At 62.0% G+C, this 24,511-nt stretch carries 21 protein-coding genes, 1 tRNA gene and 1 pseudogene; 10 read left to right on the top strand and 13 right to left on the bottom strand.

Annotated features, from left to right (window positions below; translation table 11 throughout):
* Positions 1–70 precede the first annotated feature (70 nt).
* The 3 genes from PYH37_RS14970 to PYH37_RS14960 form a co-directional block, all read right to left on the bottom strand.
* The gene (locus tag PYH37_RS14970) at positions 71–451 is read right to left on the bottom strand and encodes a DUF4870 family protein (protein ID WP_280735715.1); all 381 of its coding nucleotides are present in this window, start codon (positions 449–451) and stop codon (positions 71–73) included.
* A 66-nt stretch (positions 452–517) separates the two neighbouring features.
* The gene (gene glcE, locus PYH37_RS14965; RefSeq protein WP_280735714.1) at positions 518–1,729 is read right to left on the bottom strand and encodes a glycolate oxidase subunit GlcE; all 1,212 of its coding nucleotides are present in this window, start codon (positions 1,727–1,729) and stop codon (positions 518–520) included.
* Positions 1,726–3,165 carry an FAD-linked oxidase C-terminal domain-containing protein gene (locus PYH37_RS14960; protein ID WP_280735713.1) on the bottom strand — a complete coding sequence of 480 codons (1,440 nt, stop codon included), beginning with the start codon at positions 3,163–3,165 and terminating at the stop codon, positions 1,726–1,728. The genes glcE and PYH37_RS14960 overlap by 4 nt, the downstream gene beginning before the upstream one ends.
* A gap of 264 nt (positions 3,166–3,429) precedes the next feature.
* On the opposite strand from PYH37_RS14960, the gene PYH37_RS14955 reads away from it, so the two are divergent.
* Positions 3,430–4,326, top strand: coding sequence for a LysR family transcriptional regulator (locus PYH37_RS14955; RefSeq protein ID WP_280735712.1), 897 nt, complete (start codon positions 3,430–3,432; stop codon positions 4,324–4,326).
* Between the two features lie 36 nt (positions 4,327–4,362).
* Here PYH37_RS14955 and PYH37_RS14950 read toward each other — a convergent pair whose 3' ends face one another.
* Entirely contained in the window at positions 4,363–5,637 is a 1,275-nt protein-coding gene (locus PYH37_RS14950) for a DUF3422 family protein (RefSeq protein WP_280735711.1), read from the bottom strand.
* Positions 5,638–5,850: 213 nt separating this feature from the next.
* On the opposite strand from PYH37_RS14950, the gene PYH37_RS14945 reads away from it, so the two are divergent.
* From PYH37_RS14945 to PYH37_RS14920, 6 genes are all read left to right on the top strand, one after another.
* The gene (locus PYH37_RS14945) at positions 5,851–6,642 is read left to right on the top strand and encodes a FadR/GntR family transcriptional regulator (RefSeq protein WP_280735710.1); all 792 of its coding nucleotides are present in this window, start codon (positions 5,851–5,853) and stop codon (positions 6,640–6,642) included.
* 245 nt (positions 6,643–6,887) lie between these two features.
* Positions 6,888–7,394, top strand: coding sequence for an NUDIX hydrolase (locus PYH37_RS14940; protein WP_280735709.1), 507 nt, complete (start codon positions 6,888–6,890; stop codon positions 7,392–7,394).
* A gap of 123 nt (positions 7,395–7,517) precedes the next feature.
* The gene (locus PYH37_RS14935) at positions 7,518–9,023 is read left to right on the top strand and encodes an inorganic phosphate transporter (protein WP_280735708.1); all 1,506 of its coding nucleotides are present in this window, start codon (positions 7,518–7,520) and stop codon (positions 9,021–9,023) included.
* A gap of 11 nt (positions 9,024–9,034) precedes the next feature.
* The gene (locus PYH37_RS14930) at positions 9,035–9,772 is read left to right on the top strand and encodes a 16S rRNA (uracil(1498)-N(3))-methyltransferase (protein WP_280735707.1); all 738 of its coding nucleotides are present in this window, start codon (positions 9,035–9,037) and stop codon (positions 9,770–9,772) included.
* A gap of 144 nt (positions 9,773–9,916) precedes the next feature.
* Positions 9,917–11,290 (top strand): glutamate--cysteine ligase, encoded by a 1,374-nt coding sequence (locus tag PYH37_RS14925; protein ID WP_280735706.1) that lies wholly within the window; start codon positions 9,917–9,919, stop codon positions 11,288–11,290.
* 101 nt (positions 11,291–11,391) lie between these two features.
* Positions 11,392–12,210: a DUF937 domain-containing protein gene (locus PYH37_RS14920; RefSeq protein ID WP_280735705.1), complete on the top strand. Its 819-nt coding sequence runs from the start codon at positions 11,392–11,394 to the stop codon at positions 12,208–12,210.
* 574 nt (positions 12,211–12,784) lie between these two features.
* Here the strand turns inward: PYH37_RS14920 and PYH37_RS14915 are convergent.
* Positions 12,785–13,081: a DUF1127 domain-containing protein gene (locus PYH37_RS14915; RefSeq protein ID WP_280735704.1), complete on the bottom strand. Its 297-nt coding sequence runs from the start codon at positions 13,079–13,081 to the stop codon at positions 12,785–12,787.
* Between the two features lie 208 nt (positions 13,082–13,289).
* Between PYH37_RS14915 and PYH37_RS14910 the strand changes: the two genes are divergently transcribed.
* Positions 13,290–14,240 carry a LysR substrate-binding domain-containing protein gene (locus tag PYH37_RS14910; protein ID WP_280735703.1) on the top strand — a complete coding sequence of 317 codons (951 nt, stop codon included), beginning with the start codon at positions 13,290–13,292 and terminating at the stop codon, positions 14,238–14,240.
* Positions 14,241–14,373: 133 nt separating this feature from the next.
* Here the strand turns inward: PYH37_RS14910 and PYH37_RS14905 are convergent, their stop codons facing one another.
* The 4 genes and pseudogenes from PYH37_RS14905 to PYH37_RS14890 all read right to left on the bottom strand — a co-directional run bounded on the left by PYH37_RS14905 (position 14,374) and on the right by PYH37_RS14890 (position 18,429).
* Complete coding sequence (locus PYH37_RS14905) at positions 14,374–15,249, bottom strand: dienelactone hydrolase family protein (protein ID WP_280735702.1); 876 nt, start codon at positions 15,247–15,249, stop codon at positions 14,374–14,376.
* Positions 15,242–15,565 (bottom strand): hypothetical protein, encoded by a 324-nt coding sequence (locus PYH37_RS14900; RefSeq protein WP_280735701.1) that lies wholly within the window; start codon positions 15,563–15,565, stop codon positions 15,242–15,244. The genes PYH37_RS14905 and PYH37_RS14900 overlap by 8 nt, the downstream gene beginning before the upstream one ends.
* Before the next feature lie 88 nt (positions 15,566–15,653).
* Positions 15,654–17,156: an IMP dehydrogenase gene (guaB, locus tag PYH37_RS14895; protein WP_280735700.1), complete on the bottom strand. Its 1,503-nt coding sequence runs from the start codon at positions 17,154–17,156 to the stop codon at positions 15,654–15,656.
* A 288-nt stretch (positions 17,157–17,444) separates the two neighbouring features.
* A pseudogene (locus PYH37_RS14890) lies at positions 17,445–18,429 on the bottom strand (MBL fold metallo-hydrolase).
* 193 nt (positions 18,430–18,622) lie between these two features.
* On the opposite strand from PYH37_RS14890, the gene PYH37_RS14885 reads away from it, so the two are divergent.
* Positions 18,623–20,032 carry a DHA2 family efflux MFS transporter permease subunit gene (locus PYH37_RS14885; RefSeq protein WP_280735699.1) on the top strand — a complete coding sequence of 470 codons (1,410 nt, stop codon included), beginning with the start codon at positions 18,623–18,625 and terminating at the stop codon, positions 20,030–20,032.
* A 7-nt stretch (positions 20,033–20,039) separates the two neighbouring features.
* Here PYH37_RS14885 and PYH37_RS14880 read toward each other — a convergent pair whose 3' ends face one another.
* Genes PYH37_RS14880 through PYH37_RS14870 form a run of 3 tightly spaced genes read right to left on the bottom strand, consistent with a single transcriptional unit; the run spans position 20,040 to position 22,752 of the window.
* The gene (locus tag PYH37_RS14880) at positions 20,040–20,423 is read right to left on the bottom strand and encodes a VOC family protein (RefSeq protein ID WP_280735698.1); all 384 of its coding nucleotides are present in this window, start codon (positions 20,421–20,423) and stop codon (positions 20,040–20,042) included.
* A gap of 5 nt (positions 20,424–20,428) precedes the next feature.
* The gene (locus PYH37_RS14875) at positions 20,429–21,166 is read right to left on the bottom strand and encodes an RlmE family RNA methyltransferase (RefSeq protein WP_280735697.1); all 738 of its coding nucleotides are present in this window, start codon (positions 21,164–21,166) and stop codon (positions 20,429–20,431) included.
* Positions 21,163–22,752 (bottom strand): Ppx/GppA phosphatase family protein, encoded by a 1,590-nt coding sequence (locus PYH37_RS14870; RefSeq protein ID WP_280736049.1) that lies wholly within the window; start codon positions 22,750–22,752, stop codon positions 21,163–21,165. The genes PYH37_RS14875 and PYH37_RS14870 overlap by 4 nt, the downstream gene beginning before the upstream one ends.
* A gap of 327 nt (positions 22,753–23,079) precedes the next feature.
* Between PYH37_RS14870 and PYH37_RS14865 the strand changes: the two genes are divergently transcribed.
* Positions 23,080–23,153 (top strand) — tRNA-Gln (locus tag PYH37_RS14865).
* A 97-nt stretch (positions 23,154–23,250) separates the two neighbouring features.
* Here the strand turns inward: PYH37_RS14865 and PYH37_RS14860 are convergent.
* A complete protein-coding gene (locus PYH37_RS14860; protein ID WP_280735696.1) occupies positions 23,251–24,327 on the bottom strand; it encodes a hypothetical protein in 1,077 nt (358 codons plus the stop codon).
* Positions 24,328–24,511 lie beyond the last annotated feature (184 nt).

The following is a 24,511-nucleotide window of genomic DNA, read 5'->3' as shown; positions in this document are numbered from 1 at the left end:
AAATCACGCGATCGTTTTTTCAAGATATTACAGCCGGATGAGGGCGGAAAGCCGTCCTCGTCCTTTCATTCTAGACCAGCCAGCTTTCGGGATTGGTGATCGGCTCCTCGCGGGCGGCCTTTTGAAGGCCGATGACGCAGCGCACGACGATCCATATCGCCGTGGCGATGAAGCCGAGCACACCGATGAGCAACATGGTCAGCAGTGCCGAGATGACGGCGAAGAGCAGCGCGATCCAGAAGGTGCGGATCGCCCACGTATAATGGGTTCTCGCCCAATCTTCTGCCTTATCCCGGTTGAGATAGGCAAGCACGATACCGACAATCGCCGTGATCCCGATGGCAAAGCCGACCAGATACAGGAGGTAGATGATCTGGATATTGACCTTGCCGGGTTCCAACCAGCGATCGGTCTCGCTGGAAAGCGGCGTCTGCGGACCACGATCGGTCATCGGTTTCTCCCTTGGCGTGTAGGAACGAATTGCGAGCGGACCCACAAATCGGCTCTTCATCCCATACTATACGACGGCCGCCATCCGCCCCGGATTGAAAATCCGCGATGGATCGAACTTGGCACGAACGCGCTCCGACAATTGCGCCACGGCCGGGGCCTGCGGCTCAAAAGCCGGAATCCGGGCGCGCGCTTCGTCGCCGGCCCGGACGAGGGTCGCATGGCCGCCACCCATCGCGCCGATGTAACGGCGGACGAGATCGGCCTCGGGATCGGCTTCCATGCGCAGCCATACGAGGCCGCCCTGCCAATCATAGAAAGCATCGACCCCAGTCTGAAGACGCAGTGCGGCAACGAGCTGATGTCCCACGGAGGGCGCGACCGACACCCGCCACAAGACTCGTTTGGTGCCGTCGGCATAGGGCTTCACATCGCGGATCTCCGTCCAAAGCGTTCGGGTCGCTGCAGCGTCGAGCCGCGACACCGGTCCGAAGCGCGAGAGTGTCGCAGCGAGCTTTTCGGCGCGTATGGCAACGGATGCGTCCAATCCCTCCAGCCTCAGGACAGTCGCCGCCCCGTCGGGCAGCGCGCCATCGATGAAGCGGCTCCGCACGCTTTCCGGCAGGTGCGCGGCGCCCGACACCTCAACCGGCTGAGCCATCGCTTCCGCCATGACCGCGGCGGCTTCCGCGTCATTGAGACCGGAGATGACGACGGTCGCGGCCGCGGGCGGAAGCGGGAGCACCTTGAAGATCACTTCCGTCAGGATTCCAAGCGTGCCGTAAGACCCCGCGAGCAGCTTGACGAGATCGAGCCCGGTGACGTTTTTCATGACGCGGCCGCCGGCCTTGATCACCTGTCCGTAACCGTTGACGAAACGAATGCCGAGCAGGCTGTCGCGCGCGGCACCGGCAACGTAGCGGCGGGGCCCAGAGACATTGGCCGCAAAGACCCCACCGATCGTCGGCTCGCCGGATGTCGCGAAGATCGGCCTATGATCCATGGGCTCGAAGGAAAGCGTCTGGGCCTTCGCACGAAGCGCCGCCTCCACTTCAGCAAGCGGTGTCCCGGCGAGCGCGCTCATCGTCATCTCTGCCGGATTGTAGGTGACGATGCCGGAGAGGCGCCTTGTCGACAGGGTTCGGTCCGCGCGCACCGGGTTGCCGAGACCCGAACGGGTGCCGCCCCCGACGATGGCAAGGGACACGCGCTCTGCCGCGGCGGAGCGAACGACCGAGGCAATCCCTTCCTGGCTTGCCGGTTCGAAATGGACGATCATGCGACGGGGCGCCTTTCGAGCGGAAAGACTTTCGACGGGTTCAAAAGCCATTGGGGGTCGAAGGCGGCGCGTGCCGCCATCTGCTGGTCGAGGTCGACCTGGCTGTATTGGTGCAGCATCAGGTCGCGCTTCTCGATGCCGACACCGTGCTCCCCGGTCAGGCAGCCGCCGGCGTCGACGCAGAGTTTCAGGATATCGTTGCCGGCCGCTTCGGCGCGGGCTGCGTCCTCCGGATCGTTGATGTTGTAGAGGATCAGCGGATGCATGTTGCCGTCGCCTGCATGGAAGACATTCGCGACGCGCAGGCCATACCCCGCAACGATCTCGCCGGTTTTGCGTAGCACATATGAAAGCTGACCGAGGGGAACGGTTCCGTCCATGCAGATGTAATCGGCGATTCGGCCCGTGGCGCCGAAGGCGGATTTCCGGCCCTTCCAGATCAGCGCCGCCTCGAGCGCCGACTGCGATTCCTTGATCGTGGTAACGCCGTGGCGGCGAGCGATCTCGATGATGCCTTCGAGCATCGTGTCCATCTCGGCCTCGGAACCCTCGACCTCGATGATCAGCAGGGCTTCGACGTCGAGCGGATAGCCGGCATGGGCGAAGGCTTCGCAGATTTCGATCGCCGGCCTGTCCATGAATTCGATCGCGACCGGAATGATGCCCGATCCGATAATATCGGCCACGCAGGAACCGGCCGCCTCCGCCGAGGCGAAGCCGAAGAGGACGGGGCGCGCGCCTTCGCGCTTCGCAATCAGTCGGACGGTCGCTTCCGTCACGATGCCGAGTTGGCCTTCCGAACCGCAGACGAGGCCAAGCAGATCGTATCCCGGCGCATCCAATGCCTTGCCGCCGAGTTCGATGACCGTGCCGTCGAAGAGGACCATCTTGACGCCCAGCAGGTTGTTGGTGGTCACGCCGTATTTCAGGCAATGGGCCCCGCCGGAATTCATGCCGATATTGCCGCCGATCGTGCAGGCAAGCTGCGAGCTCGGATCGGGCGCATAAAAGAAGCCATCGGCGGCGACGGCCTCGGAAATATTGAGGTTGGTGACGCCTGCCTGAACCGTCGCCGTCCTGTTGAAAAGGTCGATGTCGAGAATGCGTGACATCTTCGAAAGGCCGATAACGATTGCGTCTTCCTGGGGAATGGCACCGCCGGAAAGCGATGTGCCCGCGCCTCGCGGCACCATCGGAATGCCGTATCGGCTGCAATATTTGAGGACGGCGGCCACCTGCTCCGTCGTCTCCGGCAGAGCGACGGCGAGCGGCAAACGGTGATAGGCGAGGAAAGCATCCGTTTCGAAGGGCTTCAGCCCCCGCTCGTCGCTGATCAGGCAACCTTCGGGCAAAAGATCGGCAAGGTCGGCTACGATTTCCCGCCGACGGTCCAGGACGGCCTGTCTCGGCTTCAGAAACCCGATCGTCTCCGGCATCAAGATCCTCCAAGCAAAAGCGCCACCGGGTGGTATTTTTTGTTTACCACTACAGTCGCATGAGGAAAAGCGTGCGCGGCTTTTCGCCCGCGTCCCGCCCGAAAAATCATAGCGATCCGAGCGCGCCGCGCGTTCAAATGAATGCGCAAAGGACGCCATTCGATTCTAGAGATCTTATCCGCTTTGTGAAAGTGGGCTGCTCTAGGATCAACACGTCGCTGATGTTATTCAGCTTTTCGTTTTCGGAAACAATGATCAAGATTGATGACAAATCTGGGCGACCTTGAGATCTTTGCGCGCATCGTGTCGACCGGCAGCATGTCCGCCGCCGGTCGTGCGCTCAGTCTTTCTCCGGCGGTAATCTCCAAGCGCGTCAAGCGGCTCGAGGACCGACTCGGCACGCGACTCTTCCAGCGCACCACGCGGCAAATTTCGTTGACCGAGGCGGGACAGGGCTTCTACGATCGGGTGCTCGGCATTCTGGCGGGCCTCGAGGAGGCCGAGGCCTATGCTTCGGGACGCTCGTCGCAGGCTCAGGGCACCTTACGCATATCGGCGCCGACGTCCTTCGGCCGCATCCACATCGCGCCGCATCTGACGGGCTTCATGAAGGATCATCCCGACCTAACACTGCACATCGTTCTCGGCGACGATTTCACCGATATCGTCGCCGAAGGTTTCGACCTCGCCATCCGAATCGGCGAGCTTACGGATTCGAGCCTTGTCGCCCGCAAGCTCGCTCCGGTCCGGCGCCTGCTTTGCGCGGCGCCCGGCTATATAGCCCGGCACGGAGCCCCGAGCGAAATTGGCGATCTCGCGCGGCACATCTGTCTGCCAGCACACAATAACGACAACTGGAGACTGGAGGGCCCGGACGGCAGCCTTTCCTATCGGCCGGAGGGACCGCTCGTGACCAACTCATCGGAAATCATCCGTGAGGCGGTGATCGCCGGCGCCGGCATCGCGCTCCGCTCCACCTGGGACGTCGGCGAGGAATTGCGCGACGGCCGATTGGTCCAGGTGCTGCCGCAATGGGAAGGCTCCCGCAAGCTGACCGTTTCGGCCGTCTACCCAAGCCGGCAGTTCCTGCCGGCGAAGGTGCGGCTCTTCATCGACTATCTGGCCGCACTCTACGGGCCGGTGCCCTATTGGGAGCAGTGAGTTGCACCAGTGAAGCGGTAACAGCTTCCACCCGCTTCATTTGTGCGCACCTTCTTCGTGACGGCGGCGAATGCGCCTGACCACCAGCCAGACGCCGAGGAGAGCGACGGGAACGGCAAGGCCGGTCAACACACCGGGATCGACGGGGACCTCGTGGCTCACCGCCTTGGCGAGATAACCGAAGAGCCCGACGACGTAATAGGAGATAGCGGCAACCGACAGGCCTTCGACGGTCTGCTGCAGGCGCAACTGCAGCTTGGCGCGGCGGTCCATGGAATTCAGCAGCGCGCCGTTCTGCCGTTCGAGCTCGACATCGATCCAGCTTCTGAGCAGCGTGGTGGCCCGGGCCAGCTTGCGCGAGAGGTTCTCCTGCCGCTCCTCGACCGACTGGCAGGTGCGCATCGCCGGCGCCAGTCGGCGTTCGAGAAACGTACCGATCGTCTCGTAGCCAGGCACGGCCGTTTCGGACAGCGTACGGATACGCTCCTGGACAATGCCGTAATAGGCGCGGCTCGCGCCGAAGCGATAGAGACTGAGGGCGGCACCTGCCTCGAGGTCGGCGGCAAGCCGGGTGATTTCGGCCAGCATCTCGTCCGCCTCCTCGCGGACGTTCTCCTTCATCCGCTGCGTGACCGCAGTCAAGCCATCCTCGGTCCGGCGGATTTCGGGCGACAGCGATTGCGCGAGAGGCAGACCGAGCATGGCAAGCGTGCGATAGGTCTCGATATCGAGCAGGCGCTGCACCAGCGCACCCGTTCCCGCCTCGGTCATGCCGCGGTCGATGATGAGAATTTGTGTCAGGCCATCGCCGTTCTGGCGAAAATCGGTAAGCAGCACCGCCTGGCCGTTCTTCGTTTCGCTGCAACAGAGGCTCGTCGGATCGAAGGCCTTGATCGCCTCGCTCGTTTCAGCCGTGTCGGGCCGGATTTCGAGACGAATGCCGGAAATCAGCGGGCCTGGCGGCGAAAAGCCATCGCCGAATGGGTGGATCGGCACTTCCCCGCCGAAATTCTCCGGTGCTGGACCATCCCAGAAATAAGTGGAGAATTCGGTGTGCCGCTCCCAGCGCAACGTGCCCTGCCCCCAAGGCATCGCATGATGATTCGCGTCGCGGCCCGGTGGCGCAATGCCGCGCGAGCGCGACAGTTCGGAGAGCACAGCGTGATCGACGATGGATCCGCCTTCGGTCATGAAGGCAAGCTGAAAGATGACACGCGGCGTCGTCACCAAGGCATAAGGCCGCGAATGAACCTCGCCGAGCACCTGCGCGCGCAGGGGTGCGACCGGAAATGCAAAACTGCCCTTTGCCATGAATCGCTTTGTCCCCTCGCGCGTCCATCACGACTTTCTTATCAATGAAGTGAGCAAAATGAACAAGACGCTTTGACGCAGTTTGACTTTTGTCAGTGTTGCTGCTCCGAAGTGGGCAATCAATTTGACCACTTGGTTAAGACTGCTAGATTTGCCGCCAGGAGCGGGAGGACGAAGCGCGGAAGCGGTTTCCGCCTGCAGGAGACATCACAAGTGACCGAAGACCGGATCGACCTCTATGCGCCCATCAGTCACAGCCGAACAGCGGACGAGGTGGTGCAGCAGATCGAGCTTCTGATCCTCGAGGGGGTGCTGCGCGATGGCGACCGCTTGCCCGGCGAGCGGGAACTGTCGAAACGATTCGATGTCTCGAGGCCGATCCTGCGCGAGGCGCTCAAGGAGCTTGAAGCGCGCGGGCTGGTCGAGAGCCGGCATGGCGGCGGCACCTTTGTCGCCGACGTCGTCGGCCAGATCTTCTCGAAACCGCTCATAGAGCTCATCGGACGGCACCACAAGGCAACGCAGGACTATCTCGAATACCGGCGCGAGCTCGAGGGGCTGACGGCGGAACTCGCCGCGACCCGCGCCACGGAGATCGATCGCGACATTCTCACGCGCGTGATCGAGCGGATGCGCGAGGCGCATCGCAGTGGCAATTTCAACGAGGAGCTTGAAGCGGACATCGAGCTGCACAACGCCATCGGCGAAAGCGCTCACAACATCATTCTGCTGCATACGCTGAGAGCTTGCTACAGACTTCTGACCCAGGGCATCTTCTTTCACCGCAATTCGGTGTTCAATGCACCGGGCGCGCGCGACCGGCTTCTCGCCCAACATGAAGCGATCTACGCTGCGATCATGGCCGCGGATCCGAAGGCAGCCAAGGAGGCCGCCCAAAGCCACATCGATTTCGTCGCTGCTGCGGCGCGTGAGGCAGAACGCAGCGGCGAATGGGCACGCATCGGACGGCTGCGCCTTCAGCAGCGCGATCGCGCCGGATCGTAGACCCTGCCTAGCGAAGGGCTCGCCTGCGCAATATATCCTGCGCACTACATGGAGTCGCGATGAACGCGCTTGCCGTCGGAACCGCAACGGCACCTTGCCGGTTATCTGCCAGAGCGAGATGAAGAAGCGCGAAGCCGTTTTCGACCCGCCTGCTTTGACGTCGAGCTCATTTACAGGCAAGGCAGACGAGGCATACATTCGGGATGGCTAATTCCCTGTTGATTCGCATGAGGAGCGCTGAACTCTTGAGCTTTCTGCACCGGCTAGCCTCTGATGTGCATCTGATGCTGCGTCGCCCCGCGCGCATGCAATATGCTGCACTGTGCTACCGCATCCGCAAGAAGACGAGAGCGCTGGACATCCTGCTTATCACCAGCCGCGACACAGGCCGCTGGGTCATTCCAAAGGGATGGCCGATGCAGGGGAAAAAGGCTCACGAGGTGGCTGAACGCGAGGCCTACGAGGAAGCCGGCGTAAAGGGCAAAGTGCAGAAGGCTGCGATCGGTTACTACGTCTATCAGAAGCGCATGGACCACGGTCTGAAGATTTCCTGCAAAGTGCAGGTGCACGCACTCGAAGTCGAGGACTTCTGCAAGAACTTTCCCGAAAAAGGGGCGCGGCAGCTCGAATGGGTCAGCTACCAGGAAGCGGCAAAGCGCGTTGCCGAACCTTCACTGCGCGACCTCATACTGGCGTTCGGCGAGCGCATGGCCGCGCCTGAACCGCCCCTGTCGACAGCCGCCAACGGTTAGCGGCCAGGCGGCACCGGGCTCGCTCTAAAGCCGTTTTTGTCACGGCCGTCAACTCTCTTCCAATTCCGCTTGAATGCGCCGGCGCGTACCGCTACTGGCGATCATGACAATGGAGAACAACCGGTGGCCAAGCCGCGCCCGCGCCTGGAAAAGCTGACACTCGACAAAGACCTCGACAAGTTCAGTCTTGCCGAGGAGGCCTCGTACCACGTCATGCGCGGAATGGCCGCCCCTAGCCTCGCGCTGCTCTTCCTCATCCTCAGCATGGCGTTCGCCGCGACTTATGTCACCGGTGCGTCCGGCGCCCCTATCGTCATCGCTGCGGCCGCCGTCGCCGGCTACATGGCGATGAACATCGGCGCCAACGACGTGACGAACAATGTCGGCGCGGCGGTCGGCGCGAAGGCGATGACGATGGCCACCGCCCTGACCATCGCTGCCACGTTCGAAATTGCCGGTGCGCTGACCGCCGGGCGGAAGGTCACGCTCACCATAGAAGCCGGCCTCATCGACGGCGCACAACTGGTCGGCACGGAAGTTCTGATCTGGGTGATGATGGCGGCCCTGATCTCTTCGGCAGTCTGGATCAATCTCGCCACCTACTTGCGCGCGCCGGTTTCGACCACGCATTCGGTTATCGGCGGGATCATCGGCGCCGGTCTGGCGGCGGCCGGACCTGCCAGCGTCAAATGGTGGGCGATCGCCGGCATTACCGCGAGTTGGTCGGTCTCCCCTTTGCTCGGCGGCGCCATCGCTGCCCTCTTTCTCGCATTCTTGAAGGAATTCATTATTTACCGGGACGACAAGATCGAGGCCGCCCGGCATTGGATGCCGATCGTCCTCGCCGTCACGGCAGGTTCTTTCGCGGCCTATGTCCTGGTTTTCGCGCTTGGTCATCTGGCCGTCATCTCGCTTCCGGGCAGCCTTTTGAGCGGCGTTCTCGTCGGCGCCGCCTGTTACGTGCTAAGCAGACCGTGGATCCACCGACAATCCGAGGGACTCGACAATCGCAATCAGTCGCTTCGCAAGCTGTTTCGCCTGCCTCTGATGTTCTCCGCCGCGCTTTTGTCCTTTGCTCATGGGGCGAACGACGTGTCGAACGCAATCGGTCCGTTGTCGGCGATTGTCTCGGCGGCCGGCAGCGCCGTCGCGACGGAACGGTCGGAGGCGCCTTTCTGGGTGCTGCTTATCGGCGCGCTCGGTATTTCGCTGGGGCTGCTGCTCTACGGTCCGCGGCTGATCCGGGTCGTCGGCGAGGAGATTACCCGCCTCAATCCAATGCGCGCCTTCTGCGTCGCGCTCGCGACAGCGGTCACCGTGCTGCTGGCCTCGGCTCTCGGCCTGCCGATCAGTTCGACGCACACGGCGGTCGGCGCCGTTTTCGGCGTCGGTTTCTTCCGCGAATGGTATACACGCCATTCCAAGCGACGCCTGGAATATGTTCGGCTGAAGACCGGCCAAGCCGAGTTCATGGAATCGGCTGAAACAAATTTCGCCGAGGTGCGCCGGCGGCGGCTGGTGAGACGCTCGCATTTCCTGACGATCGTCGCCGCCTGGGTGATCACGGTACCCGTCTCGGCCCTGCTCTCCGCACTCGTTTATCTCGTCCTCTCCAGTCTATTTCTCTGAAAGCTATCCGAATGCGCGCCAATTTTCGTATGCAGCGACTGTTCGTCGAAAGTCCGCTTCACGCCGGTGCAAGACATGAGGCAACAAAGGAGCAGTTCAATTACCTCATCAATGTGCTTCGCCTCGAGCAGGGCACATCTATCCTCATCTTCAACGGCCGAGATGGCGAATGGCGGGCGGAACTCTCCATGCCTTCCCGGAAGCATGCGATCCTCACCGCAGTTGAGCAGACGCGCCCGCAGCCAGCTCCTTGCGATCTCGTCTACCTCTTTGCGCCGCTCAAGGTGGGCCGGCTCGACTATCTCGTCCAGAAGGCAGTCGAGATGGGCGCCGGCGTGCTGCAGCCGGTCATGACGCAGCATGTGCAGGGCAAGATCGGCAGCCTGGATCGCGTTCGCGCCAATGTCATCGAGGCGGCGGAGCAGTGCGGCGTCCTCGGCATCCCCTCTGTCGAAACGCCGCGAAAGCTCGAGGATTTGCTCGCGGCGTGGCCGCAAGACCGGCGCATCATCTTCTGCGATGAGAGCAATGAAAGCCAGAACCCCCTCCCGATTCTCCAAAGAATCACGGAACGCCATCTGGCGCTGCTGATCGGTCCGGAAGGCGGATTTTCCGAAGCCGAGCGGGTCCTGTTGCACAGCCTTAATTTCGTGACGGCAATACCGCTTGGGCCGCGCATCTTGCGCGCCGATACGGCAGCGGTGGCGGCGATGGCAGTCCTTCAGGCCTCCATCGGCGACTGGCAATGAGCTGCCGTCAGCTCAGGCGAGCGCGCGGAGTTTTTTTGAGAGCATCTTGAAAGAAATTGACTTGCACGGCACTTGATTACGGTTCAAGCACCCTCCATTCATTCCTGCTGATCGGCAGGATCGCTAAGACAAAAGAAGACGAATATGGCCCGAGATACCACCGACCAGACGCCGGTAACCTCTGTCGCTGACCTGACCGCCTATCTGGCATCGGGGTCGAGGCCGAAAGAGCGATTTCGCATCGGTACGGAGCACGAGAAATTCGCCTTCTTCAAGGCCGACAACAGTCCCGTGCCCTATTTCGGCGAGGCCAGCATCCAGGCGCTCCTGAAGGGCATGGCCGAAAGGAGCGGCTGGGAACCGATTCTCGACGAGGGCAATGTCATTGGCCTCGCCGAACGTGAGGGAAATGGCGCGATCTCGCTGGAGCCGGGCGGGCAATTCGAGCTTTCCGGTGCACCGCTCGAGGACCTTCATCAGACCTGCAAGGAGTCCAATCAGCATCTGGCCGTTCTTCGCGAAGTCGCCGAGCCTCTCGGCATTCGCTTCCTCGGAATCGGCGGCAGCCCGAAATGGACCTTCGCCGAGACGCCGCGGATGCCGAAATCGCGATACGAGATCATGACGCGCTACATGCCGAAAGTCGGCAACCAAGGCCTGGACATGATGTATCGCACCTGCACGATCCAGGTGAACCTCGACTTCTCCTCCGAGGAGGACATGCGGCGCAAGATGCAGGTCTCGATGAAACTGCAGCCGCTTGCGACCGCCCTCTTCGCGAGTTCCCCCTTCACCGACGGCAAGCCCAATGGGCTCCTTTCCTGGCGAGGTGACATCTGGCGCGACACCGACAACCAGCGTGCCGGCCTCCTGCCGGCGACCTTCAGGCCGGATTTCGGCTTTGCCCACTATGTCGAATGGGCGCTCGATGTGCCGATGTATTTCGTCGTGCGCGACGGGCACTATCACGACTGTACCCATGTCACCTTCCGGCAATTCATGAACGGGGCGCTGAAGGGCGAGATCGCCGAATGGCAACCGAACATGGGCGATTGGACCAATCATCTTTCGACGCTTTTCCCCGATGTCCGGCTGAAGCGTTTCCTCGAGATGCGCGGGGCCGATGGCGGCCCGTGGCGGCGGATCTGTGCGCTCCCGGCTTTCTGGGTCGGCCTTCTTTATGACGACGAAGCATTGGCCGCAGCCGAGGCGCTGACCCGCGACTGGACCTTTGGCGATGTTCAGGCGCTGAGGGACGCGGTGCCCGCCCAGGCGCTGGCGGCAAAACTCGGGACGACGTCGCTCTTCGACGTTGCGCGGGAGGTTCTCGCCATCTCGCGCGCCGGCTTGAAGCGCCGCCACCGCGTGAACAGCGATGGGATCGACGAGAGCCAATTCCTGGCGCCGCTCGATGAAGTGCTGGCCAAGAAGGCGACGCTCGCCGAAGACCTGCTCGCGCTCTATCATGGCCGGTGGAACGGCTCCGTCGAACCGGTCTTCGCCGAATACCAATATTGAGCGCGCCGCTTCGAACCCTGCCGCACAAAAAGCCGTTACCAGCCTATCATTTCCCGTTATAGTGCAATGAGATGCGTCGTTCGGCCGGGAAGGAAATGGGGATGGCACCGCTTTTTGACATGTTCGCACAGGCGCAGAACGGCCACGCTATCGAGCTGATGGCGAAGCAGTTCGGGCTCGCGCAAGAGCAAATGGCGAAGGCGACCGCGGCGCTGATGCCGGCCTTCTCCACCGGTTTCAAGCGCAACACGACCAATCCCTATGATCTCGGCGCGCTGCTGACGGCGATCTCCACCGGCAACTACGCCAGGTATTTCGAAGATATGAGCCAGGCCTTCACGCCGCAGGGCGTGGCAGACGGCAACGGCGTTCTCGGACAGCTCTTCGGTTCAAAGGAAATGTCGCGCGCCATCGCGGCGCAGGCGGCGCAGATGACGGGGATCGGTCAGGAAGTCTACAAGCAGATGCTGCCGGTGATGGCAAGCACGCTCATGGGCGGGCTCTTCAAGCAGACGACCAGCCAAGTCAATGACGCTCTCGCCAACAATCCAGTGATGATTTGGCTGCAGCAATGGATGGAGGCTACGGGGCTTGCCAAGAAGCCCGAGCCGCCGCCGAACCCCTTCGACAATCCCTTCACCCAGGCGATGCAGGGATTTTTCGGCATGGGCAAGACACAGGAAAAGCCGAAGACGCCCGACCTCTTTGCCGATAATCCCTTCGTCAAGGCGTTTCAGGAGATGATGCAGAACGGCGCCGGCACGGCGGAGAAAGCAGCGCCGGAAAACCCGGCCTTCGCCCAGTTCTCGCAGGTGATGAACAACATGTTCGACAGCGGACTGGAAATGCAGAAGGAATACCAGAAGAATATCGACGCCCTCTTCGAAAGCTATAGGAGCAACGCCGGCGGTAAGGCTTAGGATCCAAATAGCAACCTATTCAGGCGGGCGGTTTTGCCCCTCCCTCTGCTCCTCCCCGCAAGTGGGGACTAAGAACGCACGCCCTCGAACCTACCTCGATTTGCCTTCTTCCCCTGCCGACGCAAAGAGGAAGGAGAGCGGCGCCGCAACGCCCCTTCTCCCCGTGTCTAACGAGAGAAGGTGGCCGGCCGGCCGGATGAGGCGCCATTGTCGGTGGAGGACAGCGAGCACCGCCGCACAAAAAAAGCCCGGTACATGTCTTGGCCATGTACCGGGCAAGCAGCAGGGTCTATTGGCTCATACCCTGCGGGGAACGGTTCGGTGGGCGTGCCCACCTTCAAGTGGGAGATCCGGAACGAGGGCGGAAACCGCTTCACCCATTCCTCATCCCACTTGTCTGCTGCATGCTTCTTTAAGGAAAAAACATGCAGCACTTCAAAGTGTTACAGCGAGCTTTGTCTGAAACGACGCACGGCGCTGTAGAATTTCGCGGCATGATCCGCGGGCGGCAACCTTTTGCGGATCATGCCGCAATGGCGCGTCCGAGGCGGAAGGGGACGCGCCATGGGGAAGATCAATCGTGGCGTACCCCCCTGAAGAAGAGGTTCGCCCGGTTTCGGGACGCACGTGTCAGATAGCTGCCCGGATTGTCGAAGAAAGACGAGGTCAAGGCCTCGTGCACATCTTCCCGTCGCAATCCCATATCGAGCAGTTGGCGATCGTCGAGATCATGCAGACGGGCGATCTGGTATCGGTTTCGGAACAGGCGCCAGATAGCCGTCAGCACGCCGACGACGCCTGCCGTGCGGGATACAAGCGGCTGCTTGCCTGCAACGAGGTCGAGATCGAGGGCGTGTTGGGTCGTGCGCATGACGGAGCTCCTTTTTCAGGCACGAAGAAGCCCGTCCCCTGCGGCGAGATCATACGCAGGGGCAGGCCGGATCGATTTGGTAAAATCGGCGACGTTCTCGCCGGGAAGATTGACGCGATTTGCACGTTATGAATCGCAAATCCTTATTGATCAGTCCAACGAATGTTTTTAATGATATTCATCAAACAATCTTATGGGTATTCCGGCCATGTCCGCACCGCTCGATATCGATCAGTTGCAAACCTTCGTCGCTATTGCAGATACCGGCAGCTTCACGAAGGCCGCCGATCGGGTCTTCAAGACCCAATCGGCGGTATCGATGCAGATGCGCCGGCTGGAAGAACGCATCGGCAAGCCGCTGTTCATGAAGGATGGCCGCGGCAACCGGCTGACCGTCGAGGGCGACAGGCTCCTGAATTTTGCCCGGCGGATGATCCGCCTGAACAACGAGGCGATGGCATCCTTCGACGACAACCGGCTTGAAGGCACGCTCCGGATCGGCACGCCCGACGACTATGCCGACCGCTACATGCCGGAGATCATCGTTCGCTTTGCCAAGACCCACCCGAATGTCGAGCTCTATATCATCTGTGAACCGTCGGTAGATCTGGCGGAGAAGATGGCGAAGGGTGACCTCGATATCGCACTCGTCACCCACAATCCGCGCGCGCGAGCCTCGGACGTGGTCAGAACCGAGCCGCTCTGTTGGGTCAGCTCGATCAACCACCCGCTGCCGGAAAACGCGCCCATCCCGCTTGCCGTCGGCCGCCGCGATTGCCAGTGGCGGCAGGCTGCCTGCGCGGCGCTCGATGCGACGGGCAAGGAATATCAGATTCTGTTCACGAGCTGGTCGTCGACGGTCGTTGCCGCTGCGGTGCTTGCCGGCATGGCCGTGTCGGTGCTGCCGGAATCGGCGCTGCGTCCCGGCATGAAGGTGCTGACGCTGGCGGATGGTTTTCCCGCGCTGGCACCGGTCCAGATCGGCATCATGAAACGTCCCGGACTTTCGCCGTCGCTTTCCAACGCGATCACCAATCACATCACGGCCTGCCTCGACAACATCACGCCGATTACGGTCAACGACGATCTCGACGGCGATCTCAAGGGCTATCCGCGCTATCCGCGCCTGCGTCAGAGCCACATGCTGCCCGGCTGGTAAGCCTTCCAATCTCTCAAAAAAGAAGGCCATGTGTCTCGCGACACGTGGCCTTGGGTCTTTCCGGGACACGGCCGCCGCGAGGAGCTAGAAGAACGTGGATCGCTCTTCACATCCTCGGTGCGCGCCGCCGGTCTCAGGCGAGCTTCGCTTTCAGAAACTCTATCGTTCGTCCCCAGGCGAGATCGGCCGCTTCCTTGTTGTAGCGGGCAGCCGAGGTGTCATTGTTGAAAGCGTGGTTGGCGCCGTCATAGACATAGATCGTGGCGTCCTTGCCATTGTCCTGCAGCGCCTTGCGATAGTCCTCGATGCCGGCATTAATGCGCTCGTCCAGCCCGGCATAGTGCAGGAGCATCGCAGCCTTGATCTTCGGCACATCTTCGGCATTCGGCTGTGCCCCGTAATAGGCGACGGCGGCCTTCAGGTCGGGCGAATTGACCGCGAGCCGGTTAACCAGACCACCGCCCCAGCAAAAGCCTATTGCGCCGACATTGCCGGTGCCTTCCTCGTGCCCCTTCAGGAAGGCGGCGGTTGCGACCGCGTCCGCATTGGTCTCGGCCGCATCGAGCGCGCTGATCATCTCGCGCGCCTTGTCCTCGTCGCTCGGCGTTCCCCCGTCAGGCGAGAGGAAATCGGGAGCGAGCGCCACGAAGCCTTCGACCGCGACCCGGCGGGCGACGTCCCTGATGTGCGGATTGAGGCCGCGATTCTCATGGATGACGATCACGGCCGGAAGTTTGCCCGACGCATTGACGGGCCCGACAAGGTAGCCCTTCATCTCGCCATCGGCACCGGGATAGGTGATGTCCTCGCCTTTGATGCGCTCGTCCGTCGCGGCGATCATTTCCGCCTTCGCGCTATTGGCCGCCAGCATCGGCGCAATTGCGGCGGCGGCCGCGGCAGAACCGGCAAGCGCCGTCAGCCTCTCCATGAAGCGGCGGCGATCCAGAGTGAGATGCGTGTACTCGTCATAGGCATCGATCATCGCTTGGGTGATGGCAGGCTTATTCATGACGACCTCCTTGGGCAATTTTCTCCGCAGGCGGTAGGGCAACGGCAACCCGCCCGGCGACAGGATAGGTCAACGGCTGACGCATCGCATACAAAACTGCGTTACCGCTGCGGTTGAGTCTCAAGCGCTGAGTTCGAGCAAATGCGGCCGCCGATCTTACCCTTCTTCCGTCCGCTGAAAGACAGGAGCGATGATCAGCCATCGCCACGGTTTCGCGAAACTGCAATGCCTCGGCCTTGCCTGCCTGCACGAGCGCAAAGCGGCGCGCCGACAGAAGCGCATAGAGAACGAAGACCAGCACGACATGGGCGACCATGGGTCAGAAGATCTCGAAACTCTCATCATGCTTCGAAACTGATTATGAAAAGTGGCCGGGGCACCGGATGGCGCCCTGGAGGAGACGATCAGACGGCGCCCGGGTAATTCGGGCTCTCGCGCGTGATCGTCACGTCATGCGCGTGGCTCTCGCGAAGACCGGCACCGGAGATGCGTACGAAGGTCGCGCGTTCCTGATACTCCCCGATCGTTCCGCCGCCGACATAACCCATGGAAGCCTTGAGGCCGCCGGCAAGCTGGTGCAGCACGCCGGCAACCGGCCCCTTGTAGGGAACCTGGCCCTCGATGCCTTCGGGGACGAGCTTCAGCGTATCGCGAACCTCGGCCTGGAAATAGCGGTCGGCCGAACCGCGCGCCATGGCGCCCACGGAACCCATGCCGCGATAGGCCTTGAAGGAACGGCCCTGGTAAAGGAAGACTTCGCCCGGGCTCTCGTCGGTGCCGGCGAGCAGCGAACCGATCATCACGGCGGAGGCGCCTGCCGCGATCGCCTTGGCGAGGTCACCGGAAAATTTGATGCCACCATCGGCGATAACCGGTATGCCGGACGCTTGCGCAGCCCCGACCGCCGCCATGATCGCGGCCAACTGCGGAACGCCGACACCGGCGACGATTCGCGTCGTGCAGATGGAACCGGGTCCGATACCGACCTTGACGGCATCGGCGCCGACGTCGATCAAGGCCTTGGTGCCGTCGGCGGTCGCGACGTTGCCCGCCATGATGCGAACGGAGTTCGAAAGCTTCTTGATCCGGCCTACGGCATCGAGCACGCGCTGCGAATGCCCGTGGGCGGTATCGACGACGATCAGGTCGACGCCGGCGTCGATCAGCCGCTCGGCACGCTCGAAACCGTCGTCACCGACGCTGACGGCGGCGGCGGCGCGAAGCCGCCCTTGGGCATCCTTGGACGCATTGGGGTTCAGTTGCGACTTCTCGATGTCCTTCACCGTGATCAGGCCGACGCAGCGGCCCTCCGGATCGACGACCAGCAGCTTTTCGATGCGGTGCTTGTGCAAGAGGCGCTTAGCCTCCTGCTGGTCGACGTTTTCCTTGACCGTAATCAGGTTCTCCCGGGTCATCAGCTCGTAGATCTTCTGAGCAGGATCGGAAGCGAAGCGAACATCGCGATTGGTCAGGATGCCGACGAGGCGGCCCTGCTTCTGTCCGCCGCTGCCGCCGTTTTCAACCACCGGGATGCCGGAAATTCCATGAACTTTCATCAGGTTCAGAGCGTCCGCAAGCGTGGCGTCAGGACCGATGGTGACCGGATTGACGACCATGCCGCTCTCGAACTTCTTGACCTGACGAACCTCCTCGGCCTGCTCGGCGGGCGTCAGGTTGCGATGGATGACGCCGATGCCGCCGGCCTGCGCCATGGCAATCGCCAGACGAGCTTCGGTAACCGTGTCCATGGCGGAAGAGAGGATCGGGAGATTGAGGTCGATGTCCTGCGCGATGCGGGTCGAGATGTTTGTCTGCCCCGGCATCACTTCGGAATGTCCTGGCTGGAGCAGAACGTCGTCGAAGGTCAGAGCCTCCAGACCGGTTGCCGTTTCGATGATGCGCGCCATGGCCAATCCCTTCAATAACGAAAATCCCCGGGGCGGTCAGCGATTTGTCCACCGGGCGACTTCAAAGCTTGTCTTGGAAGTTGGCGAGGGCTCGTAACACGGATATGTCGGAATGAAAATAGTCAAGTCCCGGAAATCGCCCGGGCCTGCGCAAATGTCGTTGCAGAGCAACAAATGTTCTGCAGCGCCGTGCGTCTCTTCAGACGCACATAGATCGCCATAGCACTTAAATTGCTGCACGTTCTTATCCTTAAACCGGCTCCGATTTAAGGGAACATGCAGCAACGCTCAAATGTCGAACTGGTACGTCGCCGGAACGAAGCGGTAACCCTGATCGCGCCGCTCGACGAATCCGACGGCCGGAAACGGCATGTGGTAGCCGATAAATGGTAGCCGCTCCGTCGCGATCATGTCGAAAACTTTTCGCCGCGCCGTGCTCGCGGCGACCTTGTCCATATCGAAGCGAACTTCCCAGTCCGGCCGCTGCAGCGACAGAACATAGTGATTAGCCGTGTCCGCCGTCAGAAGCAGCGCTTTGCCTTCCGATTTCAAGCCGAAACACCATGTGCCCGGGCGAATGACCAAAGGCGGCGATCGACACTACGCCCGGCACGATTTCGGCGCCGTCGCCAATGAAGGTCATCTTCTCCGCAAGCGGCACAACCTTTTCAAGCACCGCCTTGTGCCCATTTTCCGCCGGCGTGCCGATGCGGGATTCGCTTCTCCAGAAGTCGAACTCCACTTGCCCGGCGACATAGCGGGCGTTCGCAAAAGCTGGCTTGCCGGCCGCCGTCAGTCCGCCGATGTGGTCGCCATGCATGTGCGTGAGCACAACCACCGAGACCTGATCGGCTGAATAGCCGGCGGCCGTGATGCCATCGATGAGCCTGCCGGTTCCCATTTCCCGGCCGGCCTCGCCGAAGCCCGTGTCGAAAAGCACGAGCTCAGGGCCGGTGTCTACGAGAGCAGGCGAAAAGCCGTTGATGAACCCGGCCGTCGGAAGGAAATTTTCGGCAAGCAGCGCCGATACCGCCTCTGCCGGCTGATCGAGCCCGTAGATCTCGTGCGGGTTGCCCGAGGCGCGCGTGCCGTCATTGATCACCGTGAGCTTGAAAGCGCCGAGTCCGAATGTCCTAAAATTGGCATTGCTCGTCATGCCGGGCTTTTCCGTCTTTTCCTGCGCCATCGCAAGTCCCGCAAACAGGCCCGGCGCCGCCAAGGCGCCTGCTGCTCCGGCTCCGAACAGCGTTCGGCGCTTCAGCGAAATTGTCATCGTCGTCCCTCCTGCAAAACGGGGCGCCTTCAATGCGCCCCTTGCCTAACAGGCGAGACGTGGAACCTTGACAGCAAACGGCAAGCGGGATCACAGGTTTTTGAATTGCAATCCCCGGTTTGGCCCCGACAAAGCCATCGCAAAGGCTAGGCTCTGTTCGCACCACTGCTGCCCCGCGTCCAAGGCATCCTCCATGAACCGCATCGTCCCGATGATCCTCGCCGTCGCTCTGTTCATGGAGCAGATGGATTCCACCGTCATTTCGACGTCGCTGCCGGCAATCGCGCGTGACATCGGCGTCGGGCCGATCACGCTGAAGCTGGCGCTGACCTCCTACATGGTAGCGCTGGCGATCTTCATCCCCCTGAGCGGCTGGATGGCGGACCGGTTCGGCGCCAAGCGCATCTTCCGCGCGGCGATCCTCGTCTTCATTGTCGGATCGGTGCTCTGCGCCGTTTCGAACGGCCTCATCGCCTTCGTCCTTTCGCGCTTCCTGCAAGGGATGGGCGGCGCCATGATGACCCCGGTCGCCCGCCTCGTCCTCGTCCGCGGCACCCCGCGAAGCGAACTCGTCTCGGCCATGGCGCTGCTGACCATTCCCGCGCTCGTCGGCCCGCTGGCAGGGCCGCCGCTCGGCGGCTTCATCACCACCTATTTCTCCTGGCACTGGATCTTCCTGATCAACGTGCCGGTCGGCATTGCCGGCTACGCGCTTTCCGGCATCTATCTGCCGGAGATGGAACGGCGAAACCCGCCGCCGATCGATATCCGTGGCTTCCTGCTCGGCGGCATCGCCGCCTCCGGCATCGTTTTCGGCCTCTCCGTCATCAGCCTGCCCGCCCTGCCGCCGGCGATCGGCCTTGCTTCCGTATCGGTGGGCATCGCCGCTACGCTCCTCTACATCTCTCATGCCCGTCGCCACCCGGCGCCGATTCTCGACCTCCGCCTCTTTCGCGACAGCGCCTTTCGGGTCGCCTCGATCGGCGGCACGGTCTTCCGCATTTCGGTCGGCGCGGTTCCCTTCCTGATGCCGCTGATGCTGCAGATCGGTTTCGGTCTCAACCCGTTCCAGTCGGGCCTCATCACCTTCATCGGTGCCGTCGGCGCCCTTACCACCAAGTTCTTCGCCCGGCGGGTACTCGCCTTTGCCGGCTTCCGCACGACGCTGATCGTCGCAGCCGTCATTGCTGCGGTAACGACCTTCGCAAGCGGCTTCTTCACGCCGGCGACGCCCTACCTGATGATGCTCTTCATCCTGCTCGTCGCCGGCTTCGCCCGCTCCTTCTTCTTCACGAGCGTCAACGCCCTCTCCTTTGCCGATATCGAGGATGCGGATGCGAGCAAGGCGACATCGATGAGCGCCGTCCTGCAACAGATCAGCCTTGCTCTGGGCGTTGCGGTCGCCGGCGCCATCCTCGAGATCGGGACGGCTATCAGCGGCGGTCCGCTCGCTCTTAAAGATTTCCATGTCGCCTTCATGATCATCGCCGTCGCCAATCTGCTGGCGGCGATCCCCTTCGTCACAATGGCAAAGAATGCCGGCGCTTCGGTCTCCGGCCATCGGTTGGCGATGCGGGAGGCGGAAACGACGGCCGGCAGGTAAAGGCGGGCTATTCCGGCCGCTCGCACACCGCCGACAGCTTGTTGCCGTCCGGATCCCGGACAAAGGCGGCGTAAAAATGTGCGTGAAACGGGCGAAGACCCGGCCCGCCCTCGTCACTGCCGCCGCTCGCAAGCGCGACTGCATGGAACGCGTCGACCGCAGCTCTCGTTTCCGCCACGAGCGCAACCGTCGCGCCGTTACCAAAGGTTGCGGGCTGGCGGTCAAACGGCTTCACCACCCAGAAGCGGCAGCGCACGTCATCATCGGCGCCATAGCCGATTTCAGCATCGTCCTGACGCTGCCGCCGAAAGCCCAAAATCGCGAGAACGGGGTCATAGAACGCGCCGGCCCGCTCGAGGTCGTTGGTACCAACCGTCACGTAAAGCAGCATTGCCCTTACTCCGCCGCGGCGTCTTCCGCGGCCTTGTCGGTCGCGGCCGGATGGCGGCCCTTGAACCCCTTTGCGAGCAGGAACATCTCCACTGATTCGGCCCGGGACGACGCCGGCTTCACGTGGACGACCTGGCGGAAATTCTGTTTCAGCATATTGAGAAGCTCGCGCTCCGTGCCGCCCTGGAACGTCTTTGCCAGGAAGTGTCCCCCTTCGGCGAGCACCTCGACGGCAAAATGCGCTGCAACCTCGCAGAGATGCATGGTCCGAATATGGTCGGTCTGGCGATGGCCGGTGGTCGGCGCCGCCATGTCGGACATGACGATATCGGGCGCTCCGCCGATCGCCTCCTTGAGCTTTTCCGGCGCTTGCGGATCGAGGAAATCCATCTGCAGGAAACGGACGCCCGGGATCGGGTCCATTTCGAGAAAGTCGATTGCCGCGACGCGCGGGTCGGCATCGGTCGAAGTCGTCACCTTGGCAGCGATCTGCGACCAGCTTCCGGGTGCTGCGCCCAGATCGATGATGCGCTTGGCACCCGCGAGAATCTTATGCTTCTCGTCGATCTCGAGCAGCTTGAAGGCGGCCCGCGCCCGGTAGCCCTCGAGCTGCGCGCGCTGCACATAGGGATCGTTGATGTGGCGCTCCAGCCACCGGCGCGAGGAAGCCTTGAGCTTGCCCTTCTTCACCTTCTGGCCGAGCTTGCGGCCGCTGCGGTTGCCGCCGATCGGGGATTTCGTCATGCCTTGTTTCCTTCATGGGCCCTGCTCCGCTCCTCGCCTGCCGGTGTGGAACCAAAGCCCCGCTGATGCCGGCGCGGGCGCGCCCGGCGCCAGGCCCCGTCATCGGCCATCATGTCGGTCAAAAGCCCCTCGCGCAGGCCGCGATCCGCCACACGCATGCGCGTCGAGGGCCAGCGACGGCGGATCGCTTCGAGGATGGCGCAGCCCGCCAGCACCAGATCGGCACGGTCGGGGCCGATGCAGGGATTGGCGGCACGCGCCTCGAAATCCCAGGAGAGCAGCCGCGCCTGCATGGCCGAAACCTCGCCGTCGGAGAGCCAAAGCCCATCCACCCTGCGCCGGTCATAGCGCGGCAGGTCCAGGTGGACACCCGCCAGCGTCGTCACGGTGCCAGACGTACCGATCAGATGAAAACCGCTGTCGCGCCCACTGCTTGCCAGCGCCTCGACCGACGGGCCGTCGAACCGGGCGAGCATGCTCTCGACCTCGCGCACCATCTCCTCGAAACTCTGCGGCGTGACATGCTCGCCACCGTGGCGCTCCGAAAGCGTGACGACACCGACGGGCAGCGACGTCCAATGGGTGATGTGGTTGGCAAGCCGGCTCGATCGGTTGTCGCCGATGCGGATGACGGCGATTTCGGAAGAACCGCCGCCGATATCGAAAAGGACGACGGACTTGGTCTCGCGGTCGACCAGAGACGAGCAGCCGGAAACGGCAAGCCGCGCCTCGGTCTCCCGATCGATGATCTCCAGTTCGAGCCCGGTTTCCTCAGCCACACGCTTGAGAAAGGATTCGCCATTGGCGGCGGAACGCGCGGCCTCCGTCGCGATCAGCCGGCTGCGTCGGATCGAGCGTGCATTGAGCTTCGCAGCGCAGACCTTTAACGCCTCGACGGAGCGATCCATGGCGTCGTCGGAAAGGCGCCCGCTCGCGCCCAACCCCTCGCCCAGCCTGACGATGCGCGAGAACGCGTCGATCACCCGAAACTGCCCCGGCCGCGTCGGCTGCGCGACCAACAGGCGGCAATTATTGGTGCCGAGATCAAGCGCCGCATAGAGGGGCGCCGGCGGTTCGCTGCCCGCAACAAAGGGCGCGCGCAGATTTTCAGGGCGTTGTTGGGACTGCGAAACGGAGGCTGCTTCGGCGCCGCGCGGACGCGGGGATTCCCCAGGGCGCTCCACCGCATTCGGTTTGGTGCCCGCAGCCAGAGGCCGCCCTTGAAGCCCGCGCCGATGGCGCGCCTTCTTACTGCGTTTCTGATTCTTCTTGTCGGTAATCGCCGCATCGAGAGGCGCACCGCTTCCGCCAACAGCGGCGGCGGCACCTTGGCCCTGCGCTCTTGCTGCTTTGCTTCGGCGACGCCGCTTGCGCTTGCGCGCTGGCTCCGCCTCATCCAGTCCTGCGGGACGCCCTGCCTCTCCGGTCGGGCCGGATAGGGTGGCAATTGCAGACGGCGAACCGGACAGCCTGCGCCGCCTCCGTTTGCCTTTGCCGCCGCGCGGCACGAGCTTGTGCGCCTCGCCACGACCTGCTGCCGACGCCCCGGATTCTGACGGCCTTTCGCCGTGATCGGGGTCTTTCACTTGTCTCAACCATCGCGCCGGGCGATGCCTTTCGGCCGCTCAAGGCGCTTTTCTCGATTTTACGTTGCGGCGACTGTACCAGCGCCGCCTCTTTTCGCCAAACCCTTTTTGATACGCTCGCCGGGACTTACGACCGGAACAGGCTTTGGATTTACGCCAGCCGTGCACCAAAAAATGGGAGCCTCAATGACGCCGCCCTCGCCGGGGCGGTATGCGATCGGACCACACCCCGGCCGCATTTTTTTGCCAAAAGGTATTTGCATCAGACATTCTTTTGTTTATAAGCCCGCCACACCGACGCTGCGGTTGCGAACTGTCAGCAGGCCTTGGGGAATAGGTTAACGGTAGACCAGCGGACTCTGACTCCGTTAGTCCTGGTTCGAATCCAGGTTCCCCAGCCACTCCTTTTCTTTCTTTATTTTTCAACTACTTAGCTAACATTAGCAAGCGTTAAGTGTTACAGTCTTGTGGATGATACACGCGGACTTTTAGGCGTCCTCACCCGCCGAGATAGCTTACCCATGCCTGCACTGCGTTAGCCACACCCTCCAGAGCGTTGTAAAGCGACAAAGGAATCGTGTAGTCGCCTTTAAGGGCATCGCTAGCGACATCGCCGGCGACTCCAGTGACAACGACGCCAATTGCACCCCACACAATTCGGCTAAGCCGCCGGAAGATTGAAGCTTGCTGCTGAACATTCGGAAGGTTGGGGCTGGGTGCTGACAACTCAACACGCGTGGCTTCCTGCGCCGCTCTGATTTCGTGGATCAGTGCGCCTACGGGCGGAAGATCATCCAGCAAGGCCGGCGGATTGTTATGTGTTCGTCTTACTAGGTTCTGGAGTTCCTCAACAGCGTCGTCGAGCACGCGAAGATTGCGCTCGATCTCATCGCGAAGGTCGTCTTCTCTGACTTCAACGACAAGTCTTTCTCCGTCCTCTGTGGTGAGATAGTCACCGTCGTCGGTCTGAAGATAGGCAACATTGCTCTCACCTTCGTCAGCCATTAGCTCCGCAAGAGAACCCGGAGGGGGAACGTAACCTCGATCCGGCTCTACGTCTTCGTAGTCGTCGGGGTCAGCAACACGCTCCCACTCGTAGATTCCATCGTTGGTGACTTCGGCGACCGCCGCTTGAATGACGTCGAAGTCAGCGAGGTCTGAGAACTGATCCTGCAATTCTTCATCAGCATCGAAAGGGCCACCCCAAATCCACTGATACCCACCTTCCTGGCTGTTGTAGGGAGTGCGATTTGCCGGGTCCTCGAAGTTGGCGTGAAACCATTGAACCATGGCTTCAATCTTCCGAGGCTTCGAAGGCCTCTTGAACTGAGAGGGTGTGAAACGTTCATCATCAATATAGTAGGCGCGCCGGCTGTTGTTGGGACGCCGGGGAGGTTCCTGAGGCGCGAAATCATGCCGGTTATAGTCCGGCGCGTCGAACGCGTTGATGCTGACTTCGCGGAGAAACTCGCCGGGCTCTAGTCCAAGCTCTGCGAGAATCGCCGAGTCGTTGTCCTCATCAAACCGAACAAAGTAGCCGTAGAGCTCGCCGTCATTGCCATCCCAGCTCCTCAAGCTCCCATGTTGCTTCCCGCAACGCGTCAACGCTCACGCCCCATTCTGCCGCGATTTGCTCTGCACCGTCGTCTTCCACGTAACCTCACCCGATTCGTCCATCGACAAGATATAGAAAAGCCCGCCGATCTTCACCGGGGCTGTGAATTGCGGGCAGCGCGTAATGTCGTGGAGGAATCGCTTT

The sequence above is a fragment of the Sinorhizobium numidicum genome (assembly GCF_029892045.1).
Taxonomy (GTDB): domain Bacteria; phylum Pseudomonadota; class Alphaproteobacteria; order Rhizobiales; family Rhizobiaceae; genus Sinorhizobium; species Sinorhizobium numidicum.
Note: the sequence above shows the minus strand (reverse complement) of the source record. Positions and strands in the feature narration are given on the sequence as shown.